Raw genomic sequence first — 26,411 nt, 5'->3', positions numbered from 1 at the left:
CGTCGACAACCCTGTACAGCAAGGACTTTCATGGCGTACGTCATCACCCAGAATTGCTGCAACGACGCGTCGTGCATCGCGTTGTGTCCCGTCGGATGCATTCGACCATCCCCCGACGATCCCGACTTCGCCACCGCCGACATGTTGCACATCGACCCGAACACGTGCATCGATTGTGGCGCGTGCGCGGATGCCTGCCCGGTCGATGCGATCGTCCCCGGCACCGCCCTCGGATCCGACACCGCCGAGTATGCCGCGATCAACGCCGACTATTTCGCCGACAACACACTGAACCCGATCTTCCCCCGGTCACCGAGGCCCGTGCCGCTGGTCACCAGCAGGGACCCGCTGACCGTCGCGATCGTCGGCGCCGGACCCGCCGGTTTCTACTGTGCCGCAGAACTTCTCCATCATCCGGGGATCCGGGTGGAGATGTTCGAGAAGCTGCACTCGCCGTTCGGGCTGGCACGCTACGGCGTGGCCCCCGACCATCCCCGGACCAGGTCGGTGGTCGACCAGTTCGACTTCAGCCCGGAAAAGAAGCGACGCTTCCGGTTACATCTCGGGGTGGAGGTGGGCGTCGATGTGCAGCCCTCGGAGCTGGCCGCCGACCATCACGCGGTCATCTACGCCCCGGGGGCTTTCCACCAGCGACAGGTCGACATCCCCGGATCATCGGCCGCCGGTTCGGTCTCCGCGGCCGCGTTCGTCGGCTGGTACAACGACCATCCGGCACACCGAGATCTGGCGCCACCGCTGGGGCATCGACGAGCGGTGGTGATCGGCAACGGGAACGTGGCGATCGATATCGCCCGGATCCTGGTGTCCCACCACGACTCTCTGGCCCGCACCGATATCGCGCCCCACGCTCTCGAGGCGCTTCGCGCAGGCACCGTTCATGACGTGGTGGTCGCCGGCCGTCGCGGGCCGGAGCATGCGGCGTTTACGCTTCCCGAACTGCTCGCACTCACCCATCTGCCGGGCGTCGACGTGATCGTCGACCCCGCGGATCTCCCGGACGATCCGACGTCACCGAAACTCCGGCTGCTCACCGACATCGCGGCCCGTCCACGGAATCGATCGCACCGAACGATCACACTCCGCTTCCACACCACTCCCATGGAGATCGTCGGTGGCGATCACGCCCGCGGCCTCCGTGTCACCGGCCGCACCGACGACGTGATCGAGACCGGTCTCGTGGTGCACGCGATCGGTTTTCGTGGCCAACCGATATCGGATGTGCCGTTCGATGCGAGCAGCCACACCATCCCGCACGACTCGGGCCGGGTGCTCGGTGCGGACGGGCGACCGCTGCACGGCATCTACACCGCCGGTTGGATCAAACGTGGACCGACCGGGGTGATCGGCACCAACCGCACATGTGCGCAGGAGACCGTCGGAGCTCTTCTCGACGACCATGCCGCCGGGCTGCTGACCCGCCGCGACGGAGGCGTTGACGCGGCGCCCAGAAGGCGCGGACTTCTCCGGCGAATGGTCCACAGCTGACACGCGTCGGCGAGGTGGATCGCACTCTGTGATCCACCTCGCCGATCGGTGACAGGTATGGCGCCCCGTCCGGGGCCACGGGGCGGTTCTAAGAGAGAGACCCCAACGAACCCCACGGTGACGGCTTGGGCTTGTGCTTCTTCGGCTTCGGCTTGGGCTTCGGGTGCGGCGCCGGTGCGGGCCGCTGTTGACGCGGGGGCGCAGGCGTGGACCGCGGCGGCGGCGCGGGCCGGTTCTGCGGTGGTCGCGACGTCCCCGACTGCTCGCAGGCGACGCCGTCGCCATCGCGGTCGAGTGCGGACCGGTAACCGTCCTGACCCTGGTAGATCGGCGCCGCGCCGGCGTCGCGCGCGGCTTGGCAATTCTTGTAGTACGCAACGGGTGTCGGTGCGGCGGCGGCGGGCGTCGCCACCGCCAGTCCGGCGATCAACGTTCCCGCGGCAACGGCGGCTCCGGCCGCCGCCACTCGCCCGCTCCGGCGTGACGTGCTCGTGGCTTTGTGTGTCAAGACCATCGGTGTCTGTTCCTCAATACCCGACAGCCCCGACTGATGCGGGGCGACCGGGATATGCCGGTTGCGATGAGCCCGCTTCACTATCGGCTGTGACACTAGACGGTCGGCGGTCCTTCGCGGGACGAAACGCCGATCAACACCGCATATCGCGGCCCCGATCATCTCTTCGGACTACTCCGATGCCGCGACGCACGAGCCACGATCAGTCCGGCGCAGAGTGCACCGAGCGTGCCGAAGGCCTCGTCGCCGAGGGTGTCCTCGTAGGCGGTCTCGATCTCGGTGCCGTGCCGGATGAACGTGAACCACTCCCCCAACTCCCAGCCGATCGCCAGGACCGCGCCGAGTCCGGTGACGACCAGGACCAGGGCCCATGCCGGGCGAACGGATCCTCCGATCAGCAGCCCGATACCGGTGAGGAGCAGCAGCCAGTTCACGAAGTGATTGGCGTCGTCCCACCAGCCGACACGATCATAGAGGTCCGCGCTGTTGCCGGTCACATCGATCAGGAAGGCCAGCATGATCAATGCGAACGCGCCGTACGGCGGACGGACGCGGCTCCTCCGTCCGACGAAGATCCACCAGAGTGCGGGCGCCAGCAGCATGAGAAGCGGATAGGTGATCAGCCGTGCGCCGAAGGCCTTATCCGCGAAACGTTCGATGCCCGGCCACCATTGCGCAACTGCGAGCTGCGCAATGGTGAGAACCAGGATCAGCGCGGGAACCCATGCCGGACAACGACGTTCTGTCATGCCCGGATCGTAGTTCAGTGATGCAACCCGGCATCCTTGCTGCCGTACGCATCTCGCAGTCGCGGCTTGACGACCTTGCCGCCGGCGTTACGTGGCAGCTCGTCGATGATGACGAGATCCTTGGGCTGTTTGAATCGCGCCAGGTTCTCGTTGAGGTACGGCGTCAATTCGTCGATGGTCAGGTCGTCCACGCCCTCGGCGAGTACCACGACGGCCACCGGGACCTCGCCCCACTTCTCGTCGGCTCGCCCGATGACGGCGGCCTCGACGATCTTGGGATGCCCGAACAGCACGTTCTCCACTTCGGCGCAGTAGATGTTCTCGCCGCCGGAGATGATCATGTCCTTCGCGCGGTCGACGACGTAGAGGAATCCGTCCTCGTCCTGACGGACCAGGTCACCCGAGTGGAACCAGCCGCCCCGGAACGCCTCCGCGGTCTCCTCGGGCTTTCCCCAGTAGCCCTTCATGAGATTGGCTCCGCGGTACACGATCTCGCCCACCTCTCCGGGAGCGACGTCATTCATCAGCGGGTCGACGATGCGTGCCGTCACCGCGGGGACCACCTTGCCGACGGAGCCGATCTTTCGCTGTGCGTCCTTGCCCTCGAGAATGCAGGTCACCGGCGACATCTCGGTCTGCCCGAACGCCGTCATGTTCAGGGCCGACGGGAACATCTCGTTCATCGCGTTCAGCACCGAGTCGGAGGCGGGCGCGGCACCCCAGGTCATCACCCGGAGTTTGAGGTCGCGCGGACGTTTGGCCTGTGCGGCACAGACCGCCTGCCACTGGGCGGGCACCATGAAGACCGACGTCACCGCCTCCCGCTCCATCTCGTCGAGCATGGCCTCGGGGTCGAAGGCGCCGAGCGGATTGATCACCGCGCGCACGGCGCGATAGATGTAGGAGCTGAAGGCGCCGATGCCGGCGATATGGAACAGCGGTGGCACCACCATCACCACATCGTCATCGTGCCCTTCCGTGGACGCGATGGTCGTCACGGCCTGGGCCTGCAGATTCACGTGGGTCAGCATGGCGCCCTTCGGACGGCCGGTGGTTCCCGACGTGTACATGATCAGCGCGACGGTGTCCTCGGGGATGTCGATCTCCGGCAGATCCGAACTGTCCTCGGCAACCAGATCTGCGTAATCGAGAGTCGCGGAATCCGTTTCGCCATCAGCGCGGTTCGGACCGTTCACGACGATGGTGGCATCGATGTCGGCGGATGCGCTCGCGGCAGCCATCAGCGGCGCCAGCAATGTCTCGGTGAGAATGACCCGCGCGCCGCTGTCGGCGATCAGATAGCCGACCTCCGCCGGACTCATCCGGATGTTCACCGGCACCGGGATGGCGCCGATCAGGTTGGCACCGAGAACGGCTTCGATGTACTCGGGACGGTTGAGCAGCGCCATCAGAATCCGGTCGCCGGACCGGACGCCGCGACGGTGCAGGGCAGCCGCAAAGGCCCGGGAGCGTTCGTCGAGTTGCCGCCACGTCGTCTCGGCACCGAGGAATTTCATCGCCACACGGTCCGGCGTCATATACGAGTGCCGGCGCACATGATTGTTCCAGTGATTGCGACGCGACCGCATCGGCTCGGTGGTCAGCTCGGTACTGGATTCGATGGTGTCGGTCATGCGTGCGCTCCCCTGGTCGTCGAAGGCCTTCGGACATCGGATCACATATATGTGTGGCTTCAGTCACACTGTAAAGGTCCGAAGGGTGTAGGGGGACGACTTCCCGAATCGCTCAGGAATTGCGGTGGAGAACGGCGGAGAGGTGATGCTGCAATGGTTGACCAACCGCGGCCATACGCAACGAGTACGACAGGTCGTCGCCGTCGAGGGAGAAGGAACGGCCCAGTGCCGAAACGTCTTTCGCCGTCGGTGTGAGCCCGACCGATGTCGTGGCGAGTTCCAGGCACAGAAGGCCGTCGACGATCTCGTAGGTGCCGACCTCGATCTCGGTGACACCGCTGGGGTGCGCCAGCACCAACTCGACGACGCCCGGCTCGGGGACGCGGAGGTAGCCGGATTCCGCATGCATGGGAAGTCCGTCGGCGACGCCCGTGGTCCGTTGGCCATAGACCAGGAACGGTTTGCCGACGTGCCCGAAGGTCACCTCTTCGCGGTACCCGAACGGTTCGATGGTCGGATATTCGCCGGCGCCGAGCCCCGACCAGGTTCCCAGCAGCGGAGCCAGTGGCTCGACCAGTGGATGCAACGGCGGAGACTGCGGGGCTGAGGGCATGCTCTCAGCGTACCGAGGGCACCGATATGTCGAGCCGTCTCAGACGGGGAGCCGATCGGTGCTCGACTTCCGCAGCTCGCTGAACTCCACGATCGATGTCGACAGGGCTGCGGCCACGGGGTGCGCATCGCCGGCGGCTTCGGTCTTGGAGACCATCACGACGTTGTCGATGTAGGGCTGGATGGTGCTGGTGTTCTGCACCGTCGCAACGATGATCAGCTGGAAACCGAACTTGCGGAACGCCGAGAGGGCCTGCTGCGCGAACTGCGGGTCCGACTTCGAGAACGCCTCGTCCAGCATCAGCTGCGCGAAGATCGGCCGGTTGTCGCCGCTCTCCGGGCTCGCCAGGTTGAAGCTGAGCGCGCCCGCGAGACAGAACGCCATGAGCTTTTCCTGTTCGCCACCCGAGTTGTCGCCGGCGTTGCTGTACGTCCGGATGGTCTCACCGGACTCGGCGTCGTGTTCCTCGCAGTAGAAGTCGAAGCGGTTACGTACGTCGAGCGCGTCGCGCGTCCACTGCCGGTCCTCCGGTGTCGAACCGGCGAGCCGTTCGCGGAGCAACAGAATGTCGGAGTACTGCTCCAGGATCGCCTGTTCATCGCCGAAGCTGACGGCAGTCGTGCGCTGCGAGATCTGCCGTGCCTTTTCGGTGAGTTCTGCTGCGGCAGCGAGGTTCTTGCGACCGGGATGCAAACGCAATCGCGTCCCGCGGTTGAAGGCGACCGCGCCGAGCCCGGTGTTCACCCGCTCGATCTGTTCGACGATCCGACGCTCCTCGGCGTCGGCGGCCATGTGCAGGTTGAGGATCGCGCCGGGGGCCTGCTCGGTGATCAACCGCCGCATGCGCTCGTAGGCCGTCGGCAGCTCACGTTCGTCGATGCGACGGCTCAGGGCCACATAGTCGTGGATGCGCTCGTCGAAATCATCACTGTCGTTGGGGATCGCGTCCGGGAACTCCTCGTCGTAACTGTCGAGGATGCGGGCGAGTTCGTCACGGGACCGCCGGGCGTCGGAGCGCATGCGGTCGCGGTCCTTGGCGACGGCCTTCAGGATCTCCTGCCGGAAGGCGTCGGGCGCAAGCACATCCAGAGCCGCGGCGGACTCTTCACGGAACCCGTCGAGGGTGGCCTCGGATTGCTCCGAGATCGCCTCCGGTTTCAGCCGGTCCACCAGATCGAGCAATTGGGTCCGACGTTTGTCGTGGGTGGCGATCTTGTCGCGCACGAGTGCCGCCTGGGAGATCGCCGCCCGCACCTGCTCCCAGATGTCCTCGGCCTTGCGCTGCAACGCCTCCACATCCGGGTTCTCGTCCATCAGCAGGTCGTACTGCTCGGTCAATTGCTCGACACGATCGTCGGCGGAGTCGGTGTCGATCTCGCTCCACTGCGTGAACTGCTCACACACACGCCGGTAGCCGTCACGCATCTGTTCTTTCGCCGTACGCTCCCGATCCAGTTCGGCGCTGGCGTCGCGCGCCGCGTCGTACGCGCTTTGTTCGGTGGCCAACTCCTCCTGCAGCGCAGCAATTTTCGCACTCACGTTGCCGACGAAAATGTACTGGGAGGCGCGTAACGGCTGCCGGTCGTCCTTGATCGCGAGCTTCGCCGAATCCTTGCGGAGCCCCTGTGGGGTGACCGCCTTGGTGTGCTCGGCGAAGTCGCTCGGGAAGTCGACGCAGGCATAGTTGCCGAGCCGGGACAGGATGGTCAGCGCCTCGTTCGAGCAGGGATGCGACGGATCCACCGCGCGCAACGTCGTGCCGAGGGTGCCCGGCTCGACCGCGGGCGCTCCCCTGTTCTCCGCGTGGTGCAACTGAATGCGGCCCCGCATGTCGTGGCTGTTGACGAATTTGAGTGCGGCATCGAAATGCTTGTCCGGCACCAGAAGCCGCAGCCCCGCATTGCGCAGCACCTTCTCCACCGCGAGACGCCAGCGCTCGGAGTCGGGATCGAGTTCGACGAGTTCGGCGACATACGGCAGTTCGGACTCATCGACCTGCAGACCGTTCGCGATGATGCGGCGCATCTCGTGCTCGGCTCGCGGCAGGGCCGAACCGGCCTGCTCCACGCGACTCAACTCATGCTGGGCGGCATCGCGTTGGGTGCGCGCCGCAACCTCCTGGGCAAGGGTCTCGGCGAAATGCGCCTTACCCGCCTCGAGTTGGCCGTCGATGCGGGTGGCCTCCTCCATCAACTGTTCGCGCAGTGCCCAGAATTCTTCGGCGTCGTCGGGCAATTCGAAGCCCAGCGCGGACACCTTGTGCTCGTAGCTGGCGCGCTTCATCGCCACCTCGTTGCCGGCCTTCTGGGCGGAACCGAGCTGCTCCTGTAGCGGCGCGAGGTCGCCGGTCGAGGTGGCGATGCGGGACAGCAGATGGCTGTGGTCCTGGCGCAGTTGATCGTGCTGGGTGGTCAGTGCGGCGAGATCGCCGTCCAGGCGGGAGATCTGGTCGTCGAGGTCCGCGATCTCCGGTTCGGCGTTGCGGCGCCGCAGATTGTTGAGGTACGACCGGACCGTGTCGGTGTCGATGGTGTCGAGGACGGTGAAGGTGGCGGCCTCCGTGGCGTACCGTTCCTGCACGTTCTCGATGTTGTCCAGGATGGTGCGCTTGCGCCGCGCGACGTCCAGGATCTCGCGCGCCTCCACGAGCGGATCGATCTGGTCGAGCGCGTCCTTGATCCCGACGATGCTGGTCGGTTCGTCGAGCATGAACTCCCGGACGAACTGTGCGAGACCACCGACGCTCTTGAGTGACTTGGCCTTTCCGAGGAGCTGCTGAGCGGCATCGGAGCCACGGATCCCGATCAGCGAATAGAGCGTGGCCAGGTACTTGCCCTCACCCGGTCCGCCGCGCCAGCCCTGCTCACGGAACTTCGCGGCGTTGTAGTTGTTGCGCGCCCAGTCATTACAGACGTCGACGATGTCGCGGTCGCCGTCGGCGATGAAGTACGACGAGTGGGCATCGGTCATCTTGCCCGCGGCAAGCCACTTGAGGACCAGACCCGTGATCGCCGTGCCCGATGTCGAGGTGTAGGTGACCGCGATTGCCGCCCACGCGGGTCCGGTCCCGCGTAGATACATGATCTCTCGGGCGTTTGACCCGTCGCGCCGCTCGCCCCACGCTCCTCGCACATACTTGCCGACGGTGCGTTTGCCGCTCGACGATCCGGCTGCGGTGGCGTCGCCGGAGGCATTGAAGTTCCGACGATGGTCGGGCAGGAATGCAAGCGAGATCGCGTCCAGGAGTGACGATTTGCCGCTGCCGGACGAGCCGGTGATCAGGGAACCGCCGACACTGAACGGGATCGAATGGTAGCCGTCGAAGACGCCCCAGTTGATCAACTGCAGCCGGGACAGGTAGTACTGGTCGACCGATCCGCTCACCAGTCGTCTCCCTCGTCGTTCTCGTCGTCGGAGTCGTCATCGGCGATGACCCCGGCCTCTCGTTCGCCGTCGCCGGGATCGCCGGAGCCGATGAACTGCTCGAACTGCTGTTGCAGGTCGGTGATGACCGATGCCGTCATGACCGCGGAGATGACGGGACTGACCGTGAAGGTGTCCGGGTCGTCGCGGTGCCTGCGCAGGAACTCGAGTTCTTCCAGCTTGTCGACGGACCGCTCGATGCGCTTGTCGAACAACGCGAGATCGCGGTCGATGGTGTTGGTGACCCCGGCGAACAGTTCGTGGATCTCCTCGCGGGTGATGAGGACCCTGTCCTCCCGCGACGAGCGCAGATATTTGGCGAGATGCAGCGCCAGGATCGCGTCGTAGGTGTTGACCGTCTCGCGCTTGAGAATCCTACGGCCCCACCGGGAGTCGTAGCCCGCCTGCTCGACGAAGGCCACTTCGAGTTCGTCCACGACGCGCAGGCGCATGTCGAGTTCGGAGAGCCGGATGCGTAGGAGGTCCTCGAACTCCACGACCCAGGCCCACAGTTGTGGCTGACGATCGGCGCTGATATAGCGGCGCGTGACGAGGTTCTGCAGTGCCCAGCAGGCCCGGTCCGGCATCTCGCTCACGTCTCCGTCGAAGCGCGGGACCTGTGGACGATCCTGCGGCGTGCGACCGCGCGGAGCCGTGGGGAGATCGTCGAAACCCTTGTATTCGTCCGGAATCGGGGTCCCGGCGCCCTGCCCGGCCGGGGCATCGGTCGCGGCTGTGTCGAGATCGTCGGTGGCGGTATCGGTTTCGCTGGTCACAGGGCGTCGACCTCCACAGTCGGGATCGGTTCGGAGAAGATCAGTGCGGGTATCTCGATGACGCGGTCCTGTCCCTCCAGGGAGTGGAAACGGACGGAAGTGGAACCCGCGTCCGCGGTCGCCGGCTGTTTGAGAGCCCAGGACCACAGCACGATCACATGTGCGAGATATGCCTGGTCGAGGCGTGCCACCACATCGGACAGCGCGATGGGCCCGTCGGCGACGGCGTCGTTCACGGCCTCGGTCAGTGCGACCGTATCGACTTGTCCGGCAAGGGAAGCGAACGACGACAGGTCGGCCTCGGCACCGGCGGGCAGAGCCGTCGCCGGAGGCGCCGGATCCCGGATCTCGAAGACCAGCCGACCGACGGAGGTCACCGACGGTGTCGCCAGAGGCAGTTCGTAGCCCAGTCGCCGGTCCGCGAGGGAGCTCTTGAGCAGGTCATTCGCGGTGGCGAGCGCGTCGTTGAGCTGACGCGCGATGCCGCGACTCTGCTCCAGCGTCCCGGCGGCGACGAACCGCCGGATCCGGCGGGCGCATCGCTGACGGGTGCGGCCCACCTCCCCCATCTGCTGGGTGACGAGGCCGAAGAAGTTGTCCATGACCGACCGCAGCCCGGCGTCGATCCCGGGCAGATTGTCGCTGACCGTCGCCAGATCGCTGACCAGCCGCGCACGTTGCTGCGGATCCTGGATCAACTGGGTGAACGCGTGATACGACGCGCTCTGCGGAGAGTCGAGCAACGATTCGTAGTCGTCGAACATCTGCCGCTGCCGGTCCCGGTAGGCCAGGTCGGAATCGTGCGGATCGTCGAGCAGCCGCGTGGTGATCCGGTCGAGCATGCTGCCGTATTGGCCGATGTCGGAGATCACCTGTTCCATCTGGTAGGCGATCGAGCGTGCCTCGTCCTCGGCGACCCGGAGGTCGGGCTCCGGACGCACCCCGGCATCCAGATCGGCGAGCTCGGCGTCGAGTTCTTCGATCTGATGCTCGATGCCGACGCGGATCTGGGCGGGATCGCTGGTGACCTGACCGGCGACCCGGCGAAGACCTGCCGCGATGCCGTTGAGCGAGCCGCCGGTGGCGAGACTGTCCTCACGCCGGAGGCGGCGCGTGTAGTCGAGGACGGACCGTGCCTCGGTGGACAGGTAGCAGACGTTGTGTCCCCCCGAGGCCGCCGGATCACTGACCCGGTGCAGCCAACCCTGCTTGGCCCAGGACTTCACCAGGTCGAGTCCGCCGGACTGATCGCGGACGTCCAGCTCGGCCAGATCGCGTTCGAGCCGCACCACGAGTTCGGTCTCCGACATCCGGACGCCGAAGTCCAGGTGCCGTTCCATCAGCGTGATGTAGAGCGCCGAGTTGCCGGCCGCGAAGAGCCGTACCGCCGCCGACTGCTGGATCGACCGGTTGGCGTCCAGCGAAGCGGCGAGCGTCGATTGTCCCGCACCCATCACACGTCGCCTCCCGGTTCGCATCGTCTGACCCAGGCTTCAGCGTTGACGCGAGCCGTTCAGTACATCAAAGGACCCGAGTAGTCTGCCACGCCGATTCCTCGCCGCTCGACGGTGCCGGTGGCGTGCGTGTTGGCACCGGCCTCACCCTCAACCTGAGGTCGGCACACAGGCACGGATCAGCGCGACCCGGCATGCCGCAGACGGGCCGACTGCCTGGTGAGGTGATCGCGCTCGGCCACGCTGCCTGCCCGCGTCGCGGCCCGCGCGTAAAGGTCGGCGGCGCGTTCCCGGTCGCCGGCGCATTCGTGGAGATGCGCGGCGGCCGCGTCATAGCGGGGCAGTTCGGGATCCACGTCCGCCAGCGCGGCCAGACCGGCGAGGGCGCCATCGGCCTCCCCCACGGCCACCGCCCGATTGAGACGGACGATCGGGCTGTCGGTGAGGCGAAGCAGTTCGTCGTACCACTCGACGATCTGCGGCCAGTCGGTCTCGTCGGCGCTCGTCGCGTCGGCGTGGAGGGCCGCGATGGCGGCCTGCGCCTGATAGGGGCCGAGGCGGTCGCGGGACAGCGCCGACTGCAGGATTGATACGCCCTCGGAGATGAGACGGGTGTCCCAGGACGACCGATCCTGCTCGGCGAGCGGTATCAGGTCGCCCGACGGTCCTGTCCGGGACGCCCGACGGGCGTGATGGAGCAGCATCAGGCTCAGCAGTCCGGCCACCTCGACGTCGTGGGTCATCGCGTGGAGTTGACGGGTCAGCCGGATCGCCTCGCCTGCGAGGTCCACCTCACCCCCGTAGCCCTCGTTGAACAGCAGGTACAGCACGCTCAGCACGGTGCCGAGGTCGCCCGGCCGGTCGAGCGGCCGGCCTTCGAGCCGCTTCTTGGCCCGGCTGATCCGCTGGGCCATCGTCGCCTCCGGGACCAGGAACGCCGCCGCGATCTGGCGTGTGGTCAGCCCGCCGACCGCCCGCAGGGTGAGCGCCGCGGCCGACGCGGGCGTCAAAGCCGGGTGCGCACAACGGAAGTACAACTCGAGCGAGTCGTCGGTGGACGGGATCTCCGAGTGGTGCGGTTCGGCGCCCATCTCGGATTCCCTTCGGCGGCGGGATGACTCGGCGCGGACGGAGTCGACGAACTTGTGCCACGCGGCCGCGACCAGCCAGCCCTGCGGATCGCGCGGCGGGTCGCGGTCCCAGGTGTCCAGGGCTCGGATCAGAGCCTCCTGCACGGCATCCTCAGCCGACGCGAAGTCCGCTCCGCGCCGGATGAGGATGCCGATGACGGTGGGTACCAGTTCGCGCAGCAGAACCGGATCCATCGATACGTTCGACCGCGACGTGTCGGTCATTCGGTGATGACCGGGGCGGAACCGTAGAACGGTCGCACTTCGAGCCACTCGTGAATGGGCTCACCATCCGGTCCCGGCGCGGCGGACAGCTCCGCCGCCAACTCGAGTGCTCGTTCCCACGAGTCGACGTCGATGACCATCCACCCGGCGATGAGATCCTTGGTCTCCACGAACGGGCCGTCGGTGACCGGCGGCCTGCCCTTGCCGTCATAGCGCACGAATGCGCCCTCGGGCGAGAGCGCCTGCTCGTCGACGAACTCTCCGCTCTGCCGGAGCCGCTCGGCGAAGTCCCCCATGTAGCGGATGTGAGCTTCGACGGCTGCGGGTTCCCACTGATCCAGCGGAGGAAAGTCGACCGTGGGTGTCGGGCCGCCGCGATAGTGCTTGAGCATCAGGTACTTCATCGGTATCTCCCTTCGACGAGGCAGCCCCGGTGGCTGCTCTCACTACCGGGACGGAGCCGGCTCGCGCATTTCGACATCCGATACCACCTTGCCCGACGACGACTCGATCTCGAACTAGAGCGGGTGCTCTGTTACCGTTTCCCTGTGCCCCGGCCGCGAGAACATGACATCGATCGGGTTCTCGACGTGACCGAGGATCTGGTCGGCGGATCGGGTGCGTCGGCACTCACGGTTCGCGCCCTCGCAGCGGCCTCCGGGATGTCGAACGGCGCGATCTATCACGCCTTCGGATCACGAGCGGGACTGCTCGCCCACGCATGGCTCCGCTCCGCGCGCCGATTCCTCGCACTCCAGCGCGCCGCTGTCGACAACGCCACGGCGCAGAATCCGGGCTGCGCGTCCGAGGCGGTGGTCGCCGCCGCCGATGCGCCCGCGGCGTTCCTGTACGCGCATCCGGGCAGCGCGCGCCTTCTTCTCACGGTGAAGCGAGATGACCTGATCGACGACAGCGATCTCGAGGCCGGCCTCGCCGCCGACCTCGCCCGCCTGGACGACGATCTGACCGGACTCTTCGTCGAACTGGCCCGAATGGTCTGGGACCGAGCCGATGCCGCGGCCGTCGAGGTCATTCGCGAGTGCGTCGTAGAACTGCCGACTGCGCTTCTGCTGCGCGGCAAGCGGACTCCCGATGACGCGGTCCGTGGCCGTCTGGCCGCCGCGGTGCGCGCCGTCGTCGCACTCCAACCTCCTTCTCCCCGTTAGCCACTCATCACCACGAAGGGACCACCGACCATGTCCGTCACGCTGGACTACCGCACGCTCGACGAGACCGACGCCGCCGCACAGGTTGCCGTCCTGACCATCGGCGACGATGAGAACCGCTTCTCGCTCGACTGGTTCGACGCGGTGGAGGACGCACTCGCGACCGTGCGGGACACCGCCTCGGCCCTCGTGACCACCGGCACCGGGAAGTTCTACTCCAACGGACTCGACCTGGAATGGTTGGTGGCCAACGGCGATCGTCTCGACTGGTACGTCGGTCGGGTACAGCAACTCTTCGAGAGAGTGCTCACCTTCGGGCTGCCCACCGTGGCCGCGGTCAACGGGCACGCCTTCGGAGCCGGAGCGATGCTGGCGCTCGCGCACGATCGTCGCATCATGCGCGCTGATCGTGGGTACGTCTGTTTTCCCGAGGTGGACATCAACATTCCGTTCACCCCGGGAATGGCGGCCCTGATCCAGAGCAAGCTCACCCCTGCTCCCGCACACGAGTCGATGACCACCGGCCGACGGTACGGTGGCCCCGAAGCGGTCGAAGCAGGACTGGTGGAATCCACTGCGCCGCACAGTGATCTGCTGGACACCGCGATCGGTCTCGTGCACGGGCGCACGGGCAAGGACCCGAATACCCTCACCGCGATCAAATCCACGATGTACGCCTCGGTGATCGACGCACTCCGCCGCGGCCGCGCCTGACACACGCGCATCACCTCGATGTCGTCGTCGAGATCGACTGTGAATCAACGAATATCGATCGTCCCCTCGAAGCGATTGGGCGTGGCCTTCGGGTGGCATCCGTGGAACGACGAGGTCGGCATCGGGCCGTTCACACCGACCCGATCGGTACGCCCCTTGCGCACCGTGATCTGCACCGCGAACGTGCCCGAGGCGCCCGGCGGCACCACCTGGGGTGTGGTCGACGTGATCGGATAGACCAGCGACGCTGTATCCCCCGACGTATGGATACAGGTCACCGGTCCATGAACCTGGACGGGCAGTCGGTTCCGCCCGTCCATGACCGTCGCGTCGTACCACCCCGTGGTCCTGCCCTGCACACGCATTCCGTGAGTGCGAATGGCCAGCAGGTGCATTCCGCCCGGTCCGACCATGTCGCCGTCGATCCTGAGCATGGCCGAATCCGGCTTCGCGGGTGCGCTCGGCGCAGCGTTAGCGGCGATGGGCACTCCCAGCGCGACACAGGCGATCACTGCCGATCCCACCGCTGCCACACGAGTCTTGCGCGTCACCATGACATCATCTCCCTCTGCCGATTTCATGGATCCGACCCGCCTCGAGCGTAGGCCTGTACATCTGCCCAGCCAAGGCCGAAACATGATCGAACACAGCTCAATTCACGTCAAGCGCGCAAATCCGGCAGCAGATCACGACATTTCGACCAGCCGCTGCCCCAGATAGCTACCCGACGGCGCGCCGGGGAGAACCGCATACACCGCCGACCCGATCGGTGTCGTCCACTGATTGAGCGCATCGTGCTCGTCCAGTCGGCGCTGGACCGGGAGAAACTGTTTGTCGATGTCCCGCTGATACGCCGCGAACAGCAGCCCCGAGTTGGAGATCTGACCGGGCGCGGGCGGATCGTCGTAGTTGTACGCGCGTCGCAGGAACTGTTCGTCGGGGTGACGCTGATGGGCTCGGGCGATATGGGAGGACTGCGGGATCACCGGGATACCGGCGTCAGCGGCCTCGAAGTCCGGCACGTCGTGCTCCCCGGTGCCGGTGAGCGGTGCCCCGGTGTCGATACGGCGGCCCACCGAGAGCTCACGTCCATCGCGATCGAGTTCCTCCCACGTATCGAGGTTCATCGCGATACGCCGCAGCACCAGTGATGTTCCACCGGCCATCCACGGTTGATCCGAGTCGTCACACCAGACAAGGGTGTCGAATTCGTCATCAGTCCGCAGATTCACGGTGCCGTCGACACTGCCCATCAGGTTGCGCATCGTCGTGCCGGGGGCGTTGGTCGTCGGTGAGTTGCGGAATCCGCGCTGCGACCACCGGATTCGCGTGCGGCCCCGGACACTCGCGGTCAACGCACGGACGGCATGGGCGACCGTGATGGGGTCGTCGGCGCACACCTGCAGGAGGATGTCGGTCTGACCCCACGCGTCGTCGAGGCGGTCGATTCCGAAGGGAGGCAACGGATGTAGCCACGACGGTCGTCGCCGGGGCAACCCGACCCGATCGAAGACCGTCGGCCCGAGGCCGACCGTCACGGTGAGGCGTGCCGGACTGGCCGCGATCTCCTCCTCCGCGTCGGCCAGAGCGGCACGACCGGCCATCAACGATGCGATGTCCGTCGACCAGATACGAAGCAACCCGGCCAGCACCGAGACCTCGCGTATTCCGGCGGACAGATCGAGACCGACGAACTGGGCGTGCGCCTGCGGAGTGGTCGTCACGCCCGCCTGATGGACCCCGTGAAATTCTTCCGTCGCCGAACCCATCATCTGGCTTCCCGCGTCACGGGTGGGGGCCAGAGCGAGTCCGGCCCCCAGGCCTGCGATGCCCACACCGGCGACCCCGGCGCCGCGGATCAGTCGACGACGGCTGATATCACCCATGCTGCATCGACGGCATGGGTGAGCCCGAGTCGCCCGAGGGCTGGTAGTTCTCCTTGTTCCCCAGGAAGTCTCGCGCCTGGGCGTCGAACGTCAGTGTCGATGCATCGGCGAAGGTCAGCGTGATCGTCACCGTGTCACCGGACGCGACCGGTCCCCGAAGGTCCATCAGCATCAGATGGTCATGCCCCGGAGACAGGGACACCGACTCATGCGCGCGGATGGGCAACCCATCGGCCTTCTCGCGCATCACCATCGTGCCGTCCTGGTCGGCCATCTCATGGATCTCCATCCGGCCGCCGGCCGGACTGGACGCGGAGACCACCCGGACGTCGGATGACCCATCGTTGGCGATCTCGGCGAATGCCGCTGTCATACCGGATGATTCGGCCTTGACCCACGGCCGGTTCACCGTCACCGACGATGCCTGAGTCGCGGTGTCCGGGGACGTGTCCTCGGAGGTGCATGCGGTCAGGCCGGTGGTCAGGGCGACCGCGAGAGCGAGGCCGGCGAGCCGGCCGAATGAACGTGGCGAGGATTGGACATGCGTGATCATCATGTGTCTTTCGTCTGAAGTCTGGGATCGGGACGGCACGCGTGCGCGCACCGGGCACGTCGTGTGCCGATGTCCCGATGAGGAAGTCCGGATACGAGTCCGGCGATGTCGGATCAGACCACAGATGGCGGTGCGCGAGTGCCGCCGTATGACTGCCAGGCGCCCCGGACCGGGCGTATGCCGCGCGGGCTGAGGTCACCGGCAACCGATGGATCCGCGGCGGGCGGTATCGGACTCACCTGCCGGATCACCGTCGCGACCACACCGAGCGCGACGAGAGTCAGCTGTTCCACGGAGCGCACCAGGAGCGAAGCGACGACCGCGGCCGCCAGGTGGGCGACGAGCATTGCCTGCGAGGGGAACACCCCGCCCGTGTGCCCGGCGTGGCCCGGACTCAGGACGACATGCCCGAGCATCTGCCCGAGCATGAGGAGAGCGATCATCGACGGCAACCCACCGCGGCGCACCTGTTTCGATGTCACGAGAAAGGCAGGCACCGCGCACATGGCCAACAGCACAATCAGGGTCTTCGGCGCGACGGCGGTGGCACCGCCTCCGGCTCCGTGGCCGGCCAGCGCTGCCGCGCCGGAGAATGCGGAGATTCCGGCAGCACGCAGCCTGACCAGGAGTTCCAGGCGCGTGCTCACGCATGACAGTCTACCTACGACACCACGTAGGAGACAGTCCGGCCACCGGCCGGGGTCAGGGAATCACGTCCTCGTAGCGGTATTCCGTGGCGATCGGGGCGCCGGCGTCGTGCGCGTCCGCCTCGCGCCGCTGCAGTTCGACGCGCCGGATCTTGCCGGAGATCGTCTTGGGCAGCTCGAAGAACTCCACTCGGCGGACCTTCAGGTACGGGGCCAGATGATCGCGTGAGTATTCGAGGATGGCACGAGCGGTCTCCGCGTCGGCGGGCCATCCGTCGGCGAGCGCGACGTATGCCTTCGGTACGGCGAGGCGTGTTTCGTCGGGCTGAGGCACGACGGCGGCCTCCACCACTGCCGGGTGTTCGATCAACACGCTTTCCAGTTCGAACGGCGACACCTTGTAGTCCGACGACTTGAACACGTCATCGGTGCGGCCCACATAGGTGATGTAACCATCCGGATCACGTTGTGCCACATCACCGGTGTGGTAATAGCCGCCGGCTGTCACCTGCTCGTTGCGTACCGGATCGCCCAGATATCCGGTCATCAGATTCATCGGGTGCGCCGAGAGGTCGAGGCAGATCTCCCCCTCGTCGGCCTCCTGTCCGGTGACCGGATCCACCAGGGTCACCGGGACGCCCGGCATCGGCCGGCCCATCGATCCGCCCTTCACCGGCTGCCCCGGCGTATTGCCGATCTGCAGAGTGGTCTCGGTCTGACCGAAACCATCCCGGATCGTCAGACCCCAGGCCTCCTCGACCTGACGGATCACGTCGGGGTTCAGGGGCTCGCCCGCCCCGAGGAGTTCGCGAAGCCCCGGCGGACGCTCCCCTAGGTCTGCCTGTATCAGCATGCGCCACACCGTCGGTGGTGCGCAGAACGTGTTGACCTCGGCCCGGCGTAGCTGCTCGAGAAGGGCGGCCGCATCGAATCGGCTGTAGTTGTAGACGAAGATCGTCGACTCGGCGATCCACGGCGCGAAGAAACAACTCCAGGCATGTTTGGCCCAGCCGGGCGAACTGATGGCCAGATGCACGTCGCCCGGACGCAGCCCGATCCACGCCATGGTCGTGAAATGACCGACGGCATAACTGATCTGGGAATGCTCCACGAGCTTGGGCTTGCTCGTCGTACCCGACGTGAAGTAGATCAGCATCGGATCGCCGACCTCGGTGTCCGTGGTGAACGGTCCCGCCGATTCTACGGACGCGGAATCCGCATACCGCTGCCAGCCCGGCACGCCCTCACCGACCGCGATGCGCAGATAGTCACCGTCCAGACCGTCGAATTTCGGGGTGTCGACGGCATTGGTGATGACAGCCCGGGCACCACCGCGATCGATACGGTCGCGCAGGTCTTCGGGGCCGAGTGCCGCGGTGGTCGGCATGACGACGGCCCCGAGTTTGAGGACCCCCAGCATGGCCTCCCACAACTCGACCTGGTTCCCGAGCATCAGGATCACCCTGTCGCCCTTGCCGATTCCGAACCCGCGGAGCCAGGTCGCGACGCGATCGGAGCGATCCACCATCTCGTCGAAGGTCACGATGGTCTCGGAGCCGTCCTGTTCGGTGATCCACAAGGCCCGCCCGTCGTTGCCGCGAGCGAATGCGTCGAACCAGTCGATGGCCCAGTTGAACTGCCCGGTGATCTCCGGCCACCGGAATTCGCGGACGGCGGTGTCGTAGTCGCCGATCAGCTCGATGAGCTGATTACGGCCTGCTCGGTAGCGCTCTGAGTTGGTGCCCATATAGCTATGATCCGGATCACACAACTACGTCGCCACCCCCGAAAGAGGGTGCCGCCGCGGATCGGAACGCGCCGGCTGGTCCCGTACGCTGAGGCCATGGCAGCCGAACGCGTCCGGATCGACAAGGCTTCTCCGGCGATCTATAAATCGCTGGTCGGAGTGTCCGCCGAGGTCGCAAAGGCCGCGGACGAGGTCGGTCTGCCCCGGTCGGTCGTCGAGCTGGTGAACCTGCGGGCGTCGCAGATCAACGGCTGCGCGTTCTGCCTGTCGCTGCACAATGAGTCGGCGCTCACGGCCGGCGTCACCGAACAGCAGATCGCGGTGCTGCCGGCCTGGCGCGAAGCGCCCAACCTGTACGACGACATCACCCAGGCCGCACTGGAGATCGCCGAACTCGTCACCCGCCTCCCCGGACACCACGCGGCCGACGCCGCATACGACCGGGCCACCGACATCCTCGACACTGAGCAGACCTCGGTACTGATCTGGGTCGCGACGACGATCAACGCATTCAATCGGGTCTCCATTCTCAGCCGCTACAACGTGCATCCGCGCCCGTAGCCGAGCGCGTGCACCGGCATCTCAGCGGCGCCATCCGTCGCACACTCGGGGCGTTGCTGCCGCTCGTCGACACCGCGGCCGCCTCCGATGGCACTCCGTTCGACGAACCCGATCTTCTTCGGCCCCGGGTCACGTCACGCCGATACGGATGGACGCACTACGGCGTGATGATTCCGGACCTGCCGGAACCGCATCGGTACTTCTCCGTCATGTCACTCATCGGCGCGACCGGTTCGGTGGCCTTCGACACCGACCACGCACTTGCGGCCCCGCCGCGCCGGAATGCGTCGGTGGTGACCGGAACCGCGGCAACCCATCCTCATCTCTTCGGAAACTACGCTGTCGGAACGGATTTCGAATCGACGCCGGACGGATCACTGATCCGCTTCGGCGACGACCTCACGCTGATGGGCGGCTACCCCGAGTACCGTCTGACCACCGCGATCGGCGCCACCTCCATCGACCTCAGGTTGGCCGTGTCGGACACCGTCACCTGGTTCTTCCGGAATCCCTTCTACCGCCACCTCGGACTTCTTGCCGACTACCACGGCACCGTCACCGACCCCGAAAACGGAGCGATCGAGGTCGGCGGACTGTGCTCCTTCGAGTACGGCGCCTGCCCCAGCCCGTACGTGCTCCGGACGGCACCTCTGCCGAGAGTGCTGAAAGCACCGCTCGACCATTTCGTCTATCAGATCGTGAATCTGGACGAGGACAGTCAGATCCTGCTGAGCCACTTCGCAATCGGTGGCGAGAAGTTCATGACGACCGCCCAGTTCCGAACCCGGTCCGGTCTGTCGACCCGCTTCGCCGACGTGACATTCGAGATCGTGGGTCTTCGCGATCATGCCGAACCGACTCCGTACGGCATACCGATGCCTCTCCCCTCCGCCACCCGTTTCATCGTCCGCACCGACTCCGGCGATACCTGGCTGGATCTGACCGCGACCATGGACAGCCCGTTCACCTATGGCCTGGGCAGTGGATTTGTCAGCGGATTCGCACATTCCGCCACGTGGCAGGGCCGAGACATCCGGGGACGTGGCTACATCGAATACATCGACCGCAGAAGCGGGTGATCGAGGGCAGCGCGTCAGTTGTCCGTGCCGTCCTCCGTGGCCAGGGCAGGACCACGTTTGACGGAGAGATTCGCGCCCTTCAGCGACACGGTGGCCTCATAGGTCCGGTGATAGCCGGTCTCGCAGATCTTCCACCCCTCCGGAGTGCGGCGGTAGCGGTCCCGGTAGATGGCGGCACCGAAGAGCAGGAAGTCGAACTCCGGCACCAGAACCCGGTCCTGCAGGTACCACACCGCGGTGGCCTCGTCGCCGCTGATCTCGATCTCGGGGTGGCCCACGTGATGTTCGGAGAACACGGTGGGGCCCAGGTTCTTTCGCATGTAGGCGACGACGTCGTCACGGGTGTCGTAGCGCAGTCGCCCACCGTGGCCGTCGGAACCGTAGTCGACGACGACGTCCTCGGTCAGTGTGTCGGCGAAGTCATCCCACCGCTTGGTGTCGAGTGCGCGAAGGTATCGGTACTTGACCTCTTCGATCGCAATACGGTCCGGCGTGGTGTCGCTCATGATGCTCCCGAAGGGTCGGCGGCGTGCGTGTCGATCGGGTCACCGTAGGCAACCGACCAGCGGGTGGACAAGGTCCGGTCCCGGTCTGTGGGCACGCCGTCGCCGGACGCCTCGTGTCAGAGCTGGCCGGTGTGCGGCGGCAGTACTCCCTCGACGGCCCAGCGCCCCAGATGCTGCACCTTCCACGCGGCGGGATCGTGGAGAGTGTGCGTGCGCGCGTTCCGCCAATGCCGGTCGAGCGATTCGGCTCCGACCGCCGCGCGGGTCCCGGACACCTCGAAGAGTCTGCTGGACACGTCGACCGAGGTGGCGGTGGTCGCGGCACGGGCGGCGGCCACCGCGAGCGCGGCGGCTCCGGCAGTCTGTGCGTTCAGATCGGCATTGGCCGCGTCCACCGCACGCCCTGCCTCCGCGAGGAGGGCTTCGGCCGAACGAACCGCCAGTTCCATCTCGCCGAACGCGTGGACGACCAGCGGATCATCGGCGGCACGGTCGACCTTGGCGTCCGGGTGCGGTCTGCTCTTCGTCGTGACGAACTGAGCGGCGTCGTCCAGCGCGGCGCGCGCGATACCGGCATCGATGGCCGCGTGCAGCAACTGCGCGTAGGAACCATAGGTGGTGGGGCCGTCGAATGTCGCGGAGTAGTCGGTGATGAGGTCGTCGGTGATGCGCACATCGGTCAGTTCCACGGTGCCGCTCGCAGTGGTCCGCTGCCCCAACGCATCCCAGTCATCACTGAGGCTCAGTCCGTCGGCGTCACGGGCGACCCACGCCACATGCATCGGACCATCCGGCCCCAGGTGCGCGAGCGTCGGGATCCAATCCGCGAACAGTGCTCCCGTGCAATAGAACTTGGTGCCACTGAGTAACCAGGAATCCCCATTGCGATGCAGGGTGGTACGGAAGTCGCGCACATGTTTGGTGCCGCGTTCGGACTGGGCGTTCCCGATCGTCTTGCCGCGCAGCAGTTCCGGCAGAATCCGCGCCTGCTGCTCACTGCTGCCCTGGAGGCGTAACTGGTTGACGAAGACGAAATGGCTATGCGGGATCTGACCGATATTGGGATCGCCGTACGAGATCAATCGGAAGACCTCGGCGACGGTGGACGCCGGCAGATCGGCACCGCCGAGGTGAGCGGGCACCGTGATGGCGAGGAGCCCACTGGCGGCCAGTTGCGCGATCTGCTCGTGCGGCCTGGTCCGGGTGGCGTCACGCTCGGCCGCCCCCTTGGCGAATTCCGCGCCCAGTTCGGCGGCGCGGGTCACGGCCTCCGCCTCGGAAAGGATCGGTACCGTCGTCGAATTCCCCATCGGACCAACCTCTTCCGCGCACTCGTGACCATCGGGCGGCCTTCGGTCATGTCACCACCGGCCGTCAGATGTGCACTATAGGCCGTCGACGATCACCATGGTGGTGACATCCGGCCGCCGACACTCCGGCGGTCCCGCATTTCCTCTGGCACGAAGCGGGATCCGCCGGACGGGCGCTTTTCGCGCCCGGTGACCGAAAGTCGGAGTCAGCTCCCGGCCGAGACCTCGGCACGCCGACGGATATCGATGGGCAGACCGTCCGCGGGGGTCGGCCCGGTGCCGTAGGCCAGGTTCAGCTGATAGTCACTCGGCACCGTCCACTCGAACCGCTGCAGCATCTGATGCATGATCGCCTTGACCTCCATGCCGCCGAAGTACAGGCCGATGCACTTGTGCGCGCCGCCGCCGAACGGCGCCCACGCGAAACGGTGCACCTTGTCCTCGCGACGGTCCGCCGAGAAGCGCTCGGGATCCCACTTCGTGGGGTTGGGCCACCACTCCTCGCGAAGCATCGTCGCCCACGGGTGGATTGCGACCAGGGTGCCCTTCGGAATGAAATGGCCCGCGATCTCGGTGTCCTTGATCGACTTGCGGAACAGCATGCCGACCGGGGCGTTGATGCGCAGCGTCTCCTTGAAGGCGAGGTCGAGGCCGGGCAGTTTGTCCAGGTCCTCGTAGGCGATGGCCTTCTTGCCGAGAGCAAGGGACTCCTCGCGCAGACGGTTCTGCCACGTCAGGTCCCGGCCCAGGAAGTGCGTCATCATCGAGAGTGCGATGGTGCTGGTGTCGTGAGCGGCCATCATCGCGAAGATCATGTGGTTGACGATGTCTTCGTCGGTGAAGGTCTCGCCGTCCTCGCTCTCCGACTGACACAGAACACTGAACAGGTCGTCACCCTCGCCGGCGCGCCGTGCGGCGATCTCGGAGCGGAAGTAAGCCTGCAGTCGCTCGCGGCCGCGAAGCCCGCGCGCCCACGTGAAGTTGCCGACGTCGGATCGGATGATCGCCTGACCGCCTCGCACCGCGGCTTCGAAGGCCTCCTCGAGTTCATGCGCCTCGGGGCCGATCTGGGCACCCATGAAGACCTCGCTCGCCAGCGACAGCAACATGTCCTTGGTGTTGGTGTACATCGCGAAGCCGTTGCCCACGTCCCAACTGTCCAGTGCGCGTTCGAAACTGGGAGTCATCAGGTCGAGGTACCCGTCGAGCCTCTTCTGGGAGAAGGCCTGCTGGAGGATGCGTCGATGTGACATGTGCTCCTCGAAGTCGAGGAGCATCACGCCGCGACGGAAGAACGGGCCGATCATCGGCTCCCAGCCCTCTTCACTGGAGAAGGCCTTGTCACGGTTCATCCAGACCGACTCGAGGGCCTCGGGACCGACCACCGTCACCAACTCCATGCCGAGCGACCCGGACCAGGACACCGGCCCGTAGCGCTCGAAACGTTCCATCGTGATGGCCAGCGGATCGGCCAACATGCCGAGCGTGTGACCGAGATACGGCACGCCCGGGTCGCCCATCACCGGCTTGAGGTCGGATCCGGCCGGTGGTTCCGCGAGCGGCCGCGACTTGGCCGGATAGCGCTCCGTGAGCGCCCCGATCTGAGCCTGGATCTTCCTCTTCGCGGTGGGTGAAAGCAGGTCGGTCGGCGTCATTGCACATCCGTTCTCACGTCATCGCGGACCCCCGTCCGCTGCCTTGGAACGAAATTGTAGTTTCGTACCATTGAGGGAGTCTACGGGTACAAGTGCTCAATGTCACCAGTCGTTGTCACGGATCGGCGACACGCTCACCCTGACACGTAATCGGCGAGGTGGCGTCCGGTGAGGGTGCTCGCGTCGGCGACGAGTTCGGCAGGCGTTCCCTCGAAGACGATCCGGCCGCCGTCGTGACCTGCGCCGGGACCGAGGTCGATGATCCAATCCGCGTGTGCCATGACCGCCTGGTGATGCTCGATCACGATCACCGACTTTCCGGAGTCGACCAGTCGGTCCAGCAGAGCCAGCAACTGTTCGACGTCGGCGAGATGCAGACCGGTCGTCGGCTCGTCGAGGATGTAGATGTCGCCCTTGTCGCCCATGTGGGTGGCCAGCTTGAGGCGCTGCCGCTCGCCGCCGGACAACGTGGTGAGCGGCTGTCCGATCCGGATGTACCCCAGCCCGACGTCCACCAGTCGGGCCAGGATCTTATGTGCGGCAGGTAGTTTGCCGTCTCCGTCGGCGAAGAAGGTCTCCGCCTCGGCCGCCGACATGCCGAGCACCTCGCTGATGTCCTTGCCGCCGAAGTGATAGTCGAGAACGTCCGCCTGGAATCGCTTGCCCTCACAGACCTCACAGGGGGCGGCCACGCCTGCCATCATCGCCAGATCCGAGTAGACGACGCCGGCCCCGTTGCAGTTCGGGCAGGCGCCTTCGGAGTTCGCACTGAACAGTCCCGGCTTGACGCCGTTGGCCTTGGCGAAAGCCTTCCGGATCGGATCGAGTAACCCGGTGTAGGTAGCCGGATTGCTGCGCCGGGAGCCGCGGATCGCTCCCTGATCGATCGCGACGACGCCGTCGAGATCGGAGACCGAACCGCTGATGAGCGAACTCTTTCCGGAACCGGCGACTCCGGTGACGACCGTCAGTACCCCGAGGGGGATGTCGACGTCGATGTTGCGCAGATTGTTCGTATCGGCGCCCCGGATCTCCAGCGCGCCGTCGCCCTGCCGCACCTCGTCCTTGACGTGAGCGCGGTCGTCGAGGTGTGTCCCCGTCAGCGTGCCACTCGCGCGCAGGCCGTCGACAGTGCCCTCGAAGACCACCTCTCCGCCGTCGCTACCCGCGCCCGGGCCGATGTCGACGACGTGATCCGCGATCGCGATCGCCTCCGGCTTGTGCTCCACGACGAGAACGGTGTTTCCCTTGTCCCGCAGCTGGATCAGAAGGTTGTTCATCCGCTCGATGTCGTGGGGATGCAGGCCGATGGTCGGTTCGTCGAAGACATAGGTGACGTCGGTCAGCGAGGACCCGAGATGCCGAATCATCCTGGTGCGCTGCGCTTCTCCGCCGGACAGGGTTCCGGAGGACCGATCCAGACTCAGATAACCGAGCCCGATGTCGACGAAGGAATCGAGCGTATCGGCGAGCGTCTCGAGCAGCGGTCCGACACTCGGATCGTCGAGGGCGTGAACCCAGGTCGCCAGGTCACTGATCTGCATCGCGCATACGTCGGCGATGCTGACGCCGTCGATGGTCGACGATCGGGCCGCTTCGGTGAGGCGGGTTCCGTCGCAGTCGGGGCAGGTGCCGAACACCACCGCGCGCTCGACGAACGCCCGGATATGCGGCTGCATACCGTCGAGTTCCTTGGACAGGAACGACTTCTGGATCTGCGGTATCAGCCCGTTGTAGGTCAGGTTGATGCCCTCGACCTTGATCTTGGTCGGTTCCTTGTACAGCAGATCGTTCAGCTGCTTCTTGGTGAACTTCTTGATCGGCTTGTCCGGGTCGAAGAGCCCGCTACCCCGGAAGATGCGCCCGTACCAACCGTCCATGCTGTATCCGGGGATGGTGATGGCACCCTCGTTGAGCGATTTCGAATCGTCATAGAGCGCAGCGAGATTGAAGTCGCTGACCTTCCCGGTGCCCTCACAGCGTGGGCACATGCCTCCGGTCACCGAGAACTCGCGACGCTCCTTGACCTCGCGGCCACCCTTGTTGAGGGTGACCGCACCGGCTCCGCTCACCGACGCGACATTGAACGAATACGCCTGCGGCGAGCCGATGTGCGGAGTGGCGAGACGGCTGAACAGGATGCGGAGCATGGCGTTCGCATCGGTGGCCGTGCCCACCGTCGACCGTGGATTGGCACCCATCCGTTCCTGATCGACGATGATCGCGGTCGTCAGTCCTTCGAGCACGTCGACGTCCGGGCGGGCCAGCGACGGCATGAAGCCCTGGACGAAGGCCGGATAGGTTTCGTTGATCAGACGCTGGGATTCGGCCGCCACGGTACCGAAAACCAGGGAACTCTTACCGGAGCCCGACACCCCGGTGAACACGGTGAGTCTGCGCTTCGGGATCTCGACGGAGATGTCCTTCAGGTTGTTGACACGTGCTCCGGTGACCCGGATGAGGTCATGACTGTCGGCGAGGTGGGCGTTGGTTGCGGTCGTCGTGCGGGCCATGCCGTTGATTCTCCATGGTGGGGTGCCGATCGGCGGTGTACGGGATATCG

23 protein-coding genes are annotated in these 26,411 nt (G+C 66.0%); 5 read left to right on the top strand and 18 right to left on the bottom strand.

Translation table 11 applies throughout. The features are described from left to right. Positions 1-30 precede the first annotated feature (30 nt). Complete coding sequence (locus AC4JJG_RS19765) at positions 31-1,506, top strand: FAD-dependent oxidoreductase (protein ID WP_495400556.1); 1,476 nt, start codon at positions 31-33, stop codon at positions 1,504-1,506. 88 nt (positions 1,507-1,594) lie between these two features. Here the strand turns inward: AC4JJG_RS19765 and AC4JJG_RS19760 are convergent, their stop codons facing one another. The 9 genes from AC4JJG_RS19760 to AC4JJG_RS19720 form a co-directional block, all read right to left on the bottom strand. After that, complete coding sequence (locus AC4JJG_RS19760) at positions 1,595-1,972, bottom strand: excalibur calcium-binding domain-containing protein (RefSeq protein WP_495400557.1); 378 nt, start codon at positions 1,970-1,972, stop codon at positions 1,595-1,597. Positions 1,973-2,178: 206 nt separating this feature from the next. Continuing rightward, positions 2,179-2,769: a DUF2238 domain-containing protein gene (locus tag AC4JJG_RS19755; RefSeq protein WP_495400558.1), complete on the bottom strand. Its 591-nt coding sequence runs from the start codon at positions 2,767-2,769 to the stop codon at positions 2,179-2,181. A gap of 14 nt (positions 2,770-2,783) precedes the next feature. Continuing rightward, complete coding sequence (gene fadD5 / locus AC4JJG_RS19750; RefSeq protein WP_495400559.1) at positions 2,784-4,403, bottom strand: fatty-acid--CoA ligase FadD5; 1,620 nt, start codon at positions 4,401-4,403, stop codon at positions 2,784-2,786. A 112-nt stretch (positions 4,404-4,515) separates the two neighbouring features. After that, complete coding sequence (locus AC4JJG_RS19745; RefSeq protein WP_495400560.1) at positions 4,516-5,016, bottom strand: peroxynitrite isomerase; 501 nt, start codon at positions 5,014-5,016, stop codon at positions 4,516-4,518. 39 nt (positions 5,017-5,055) lie between these two features. Next, positions 5,056-8,400: an ATP-binding protein gene (locus tag AC4JJG_RS19740; protein WP_495400561.1), complete on the bottom strand. Its 3,345-nt coding sequence runs from the start codon at positions 8,398-8,400 to the stop codon at positions 5,056-5,058. Beyond that, positions 8,397-9,215, bottom strand: a complete 819-nt coding sequence (locus tag AC4JJG_RS19735; RefSeq protein ID WP_495400562.1) for a DUF4194 domain-containing protein — start codon at positions 9,213-9,215, stop codon at positions 8,397-8,399. The genes AC4JJG_RS19740 and AC4JJG_RS19735 overlap by 4 nt, the downstream gene beginning before the upstream one ends. Continuing rightward, positions 9,212-10,669, bottom strand: coding sequence for a DUF3375 domain-containing protein (locus AC4JJG_RS19730; protein WP_495400563.1), 1,458 nt, complete (start codon positions 10,667-10,669; stop codon positions 9,212-9,214). Before AC4JJG_RS19730 ends, AC4JJG_RS19735 begins: the two co-directional genes overlap by 4 nt. Before the next feature lie 179 nt (positions 10,670-10,848). Then, positions 10,849-11,994, bottom strand: a complete 1,146-nt coding sequence (locus AC4JJG_RS19725) for an RNA polymerase sigma factor (protein WP_495401006.1) — start codon at positions 11,992-11,994, stop codon at positions 10,849-10,851. Between the two features lie 26 nt (positions 11,995-12,020). Further along, positions 12,021-12,428, bottom strand: a complete 408-nt coding sequence (locus AC4JJG_RS19720; protein WP_495400564.1) for a YciI family protein — start codon at positions 12,426-12,428, stop codon at positions 12,021-12,023. Positions 12,429-12,572: 144 nt separating this feature from the next. Between AC4JJG_RS19720 and AC4JJG_RS19715 the strand changes: the two genes are divergently transcribed. Together AC4JJG_RS19715 and AC4JJG_RS19710 are read left to right on the top strand one after the other, a co-directional pair. Beyond that, positions 12,573-13,190 carry a TetR/AcrR family transcriptional regulator gene (locus AC4JJG_RS19715; RefSeq protein WP_495400565.1) on the top strand — a complete coding sequence of 206 codons (618 nt, stop codon included), beginning with the start codon at positions 12,573-12,575 and terminating at the stop codon, positions 13,188-13,190. 30 nt (positions 13,191-13,220) lie between these two features. Further along, positions 13,221-13,904: an enoyl-CoA hydratase/isomerase family protein gene (locus tag AC4JJG_RS19710; protein ID WP_495400566.1), complete on the top strand. Its 684-nt coding sequence runs from the start codon at positions 13,221-13,223 to the stop codon at positions 13,902-13,904. Between the two features lie 44 nt (positions 13,905-13,948). Here AC4JJG_RS19710 and AC4JJG_RS19705 read toward each other — a convergent pair whose 3' ends face one another. From AC4JJG_RS19705 to AC4JJG_RS19685, 5 genes are all read right to left on the bottom strand, one after another. After that, positions 13,949-14,458, bottom strand: coding sequence for a hypothetical protein (locus AC4JJG_RS19705; RefSeq protein WP_495400567.1), 510 nt, complete (start codon positions 14,456-14,458; stop codon positions 13,949-13,951). 132 nt (positions 14,459-14,590) lie between these two features. Further along, positions 14,591-15,790, bottom strand: coding sequence for a Dyp-type peroxidase (locus tag AC4JJG_RS19700; RefSeq protein ID WP_495400568.1), 1,200 nt, complete (start codon positions 15,788-15,790; stop codon positions 14,591-14,593). Then, positions 15,783-16,346 carry a copper chaperone PCu(A)C gene (locus AC4JJG_RS19695; protein ID WP_495400569.1) on the bottom strand — a complete coding sequence of 188 codons (564 nt, stop codon included), beginning with the start codon at positions 16,344-16,346 and terminating at the stop codon, positions 15,783-15,785. Before AC4JJG_RS19695 ends, AC4JJG_RS19700 begins: the two co-directional genes overlap by 8 nt. Positions 16,347-16,456: 110 nt before the next feature. Further along, positions 16,457-16,990 carry a hypothetical protein gene (locus tag AC4JJG_RS19690; protein WP_495400570.1) on the bottom strand — a complete coding sequence of 178 codons (534 nt, stop codon included), beginning with the start codon at positions 16,988-16,990 and terminating at the stop codon, positions 16,457-16,459. A gap of 55 nt (positions 16,991-17,045) precedes the next feature. Next, complete coding sequence (locus AC4JJG_RS19685) at positions 17,046-18,737, bottom strand: AMP-binding protein (protein WP_495400571.1); 1,692 nt, start codon at positions 18,735-18,737, stop codon at positions 17,046-17,048. A 96-nt stretch (positions 18,738-18,833) separates the two neighbouring features. On the opposite strand from AC4JJG_RS19685, the gene AC4JJG_RS19680 reads away from it, so the two are divergent. Next, positions 18,834-19,298 (top strand): carboxymuconolactone decarboxylase family protein, encoded by a 465-nt coding sequence (locus AC4JJG_RS19680; protein WP_495400572.1) that lies wholly within the window; start codon positions 18,834-18,836, stop codon positions 19,296-19,298. 8 nt (positions 19,299-19,306) lie between these two features. Continuing rightward, positions 19,307-20,377 (top strand): DUF6670 family protein, encoded by a 1,071-nt coding sequence (locus AC4JJG_RS19675; RefSeq protein ID WP_495400573.1) that lies wholly within the window; start codon positions 19,307-19,309, stop codon positions 20,375-20,377. Positions 20,378-20,391: 14 nt separating this feature from the next. Here AC4JJG_RS19675 and AC4JJG_RS19670 read toward each other — a convergent pair whose 3' ends face one another. The 4 genes from AC4JJG_RS19670 to AC4JJG_RS19655 form a co-directional block, all read right to left on the bottom strand. Then, positions 20,392-20,883: a nuclear transport factor 2 family protein gene (locus tag AC4JJG_RS19670; RefSeq protein ID WP_495400574.1), complete on the bottom strand. Its 492-nt coding sequence runs from the start codon at positions 20,881-20,883 to the stop codon at positions 20,392-20,394. Between the two features lie 116 nt (positions 20,884-20,999). Continuing rightward, positions 21,000-22,193, bottom strand: coding sequence for an SfnB family sulfur acquisition oxidoreductase (locus tag AC4JJG_RS19665; RefSeq protein WP_495400575.1), 1,194 nt, complete (start codon positions 22,191-22,193; stop codon positions 21,000-21,002). Between the two features lie 206 nt (positions 22,194-22,399). Further along, positions 22,400-23,848, bottom strand: a complete 1,449-nt coding sequence (locus AC4JJG_RS19660; RefSeq protein ID WP_495400576.1) for a cytochrome P450 — start codon at positions 23,846-23,848, stop codon at positions 22,400-22,402. A gap of 134 nt (positions 23,849-23,982) precedes the next feature. Next, positions 23,983-26,361, bottom strand: a complete 2,379-nt coding sequence (locus AC4JJG_RS19655; RefSeq protein WP_495400577.1) for an ATP-binding cassette domain-containing protein — start codon at positions 26,359-26,361, stop codon at positions 23,983-23,985. Between the last annotated feature and the right edge of the window lie 50 nt (positions 26,362-26,411).

The organism is Gordonia sp. B8661-1 (genome assembly GCF_059427765.1).
This window is presented reverse-complemented; position numbering and strand designations above follow the sequence as displayed.

Bases quoted from the DNA above. Each gene is read 5' to 3' on its own strand.
- AC4JJG_RS19765 (WP_495400556.1), top strand. From the start codon at position 31: ATGGCGTACGTCATCACCCAGAATTGCTGCAACGACGCGTCGTGCATC.
- AC4JJG_RS19755 (WP_495400558.1), bottom strand. From the start codon at position 2,769: ATGACAGAACGTCGTTGTCCGGCATGGGTTCCCGCGCTGATCCTGGTT.
- fadD5 (WP_495400559.1), bottom strand. From the start codon at position 4,403: ATGACCGACACCATCGAATCCAGTACCGAGCTGACCACCGAGCCGATG.
- AC4JJG_RS19745 (WP_495400560.1), bottom strand. From the start codon at position 5,016: ATGCCCTCAGCCCCGCAGTCTCCGCCGTTGCATCCACTGGTCGAGCCA.
- AC4JJG_RS19730 (WP_495400563.1), bottom strand. From the start codon at position 10,669: ATGGGTGCGGGACAATCGACGCTCGCCGCTTCGCTGGACGCCAACCGG.
- AC4JJG_RS19725 (WP_495401006.1), bottom strand. From the start codon at position 11,994: ATGGATCCGGTTCTGCTGCGCGAACTGGTACCCACCGTCATCGGCATC.
- AC4JJG_RS19720 (WP_495400564.1), bottom strand. From the start codon at position 12,428: ATGAAGTACCTGATGCTCAAGCACTATCGCGGCGGCCCGACACCCACG.
- AC4JJG_RS19710 (WP_495400566.1), top strand. From the start codon at position 13,221: ATGTCCGTCACGCTGGACTACCGCACGCTCGACGAGACCGACGCCGCC.
- AC4JJG_RS19705 (WP_495400567.1), bottom strand. From the start codon at position 14,458: ATGGTGACGCGCAAGACTCGTGTGGCAGCGGTGGGATCGGCAGTGATC.
- AC4JJG_RS19700 (WP_495400568.1), bottom strand. From the start codon at position 15,790: ATGGGTGATATCAGCCGTCGTCGACTGATCCGCGGCGCCGGGGTCGCC.
- AC4JJG_RS19695 (WP_495400569.1), bottom strand. From the start codon at position 16,346: ATGATGATCACGCATGTCCAATCCTCGCCACGTTCATTCGGCCGGCTC.
- AC4JJG_RS19685 (WP_495400571.1), bottom strand. From the start codon at position 18,737: ATGGGCACCAACTCAGAGCGCTACCGAGCAGGCCGTAATCAGCTCATC.
- AC4JJG_RS19680 (WP_495400572.1), top strand. From the start codon at position 18,834: ATGGCAGCCGAACGCGTCCGGATCGACAAGGCTTCTCCGGCGATCTAT.
- AC4JJG_RS19670 (WP_495400574.1), bottom strand. From the start codon at position 20,883: ATGAGCGACACCACGCCGGACCGTATTGCGATCGAAGAGGTCAAGTAC.
- AC4JJG_RS19665 (WP_495400575.1), bottom strand. From the start codon at position 22,193: ATGGGGAATTCGACGACGGTACCGATCCTTTCCGAGGCGGAGGCCGTG.
- AC4JJG_RS19660 (WP_495400576.1), bottom strand. From the start codon at position 23,848: ATGACGCCGACCGACCTGCTTTCACCCACCGCGAAGAGGAAGATCCAG.
- AC4JJG_RS19655 (WP_495400577.1), bottom strand. From the start codon at position 26,361: ATGGCCCGCACGACGACCGCAACCAACGCCCACCTCGCCGACAGTCAT.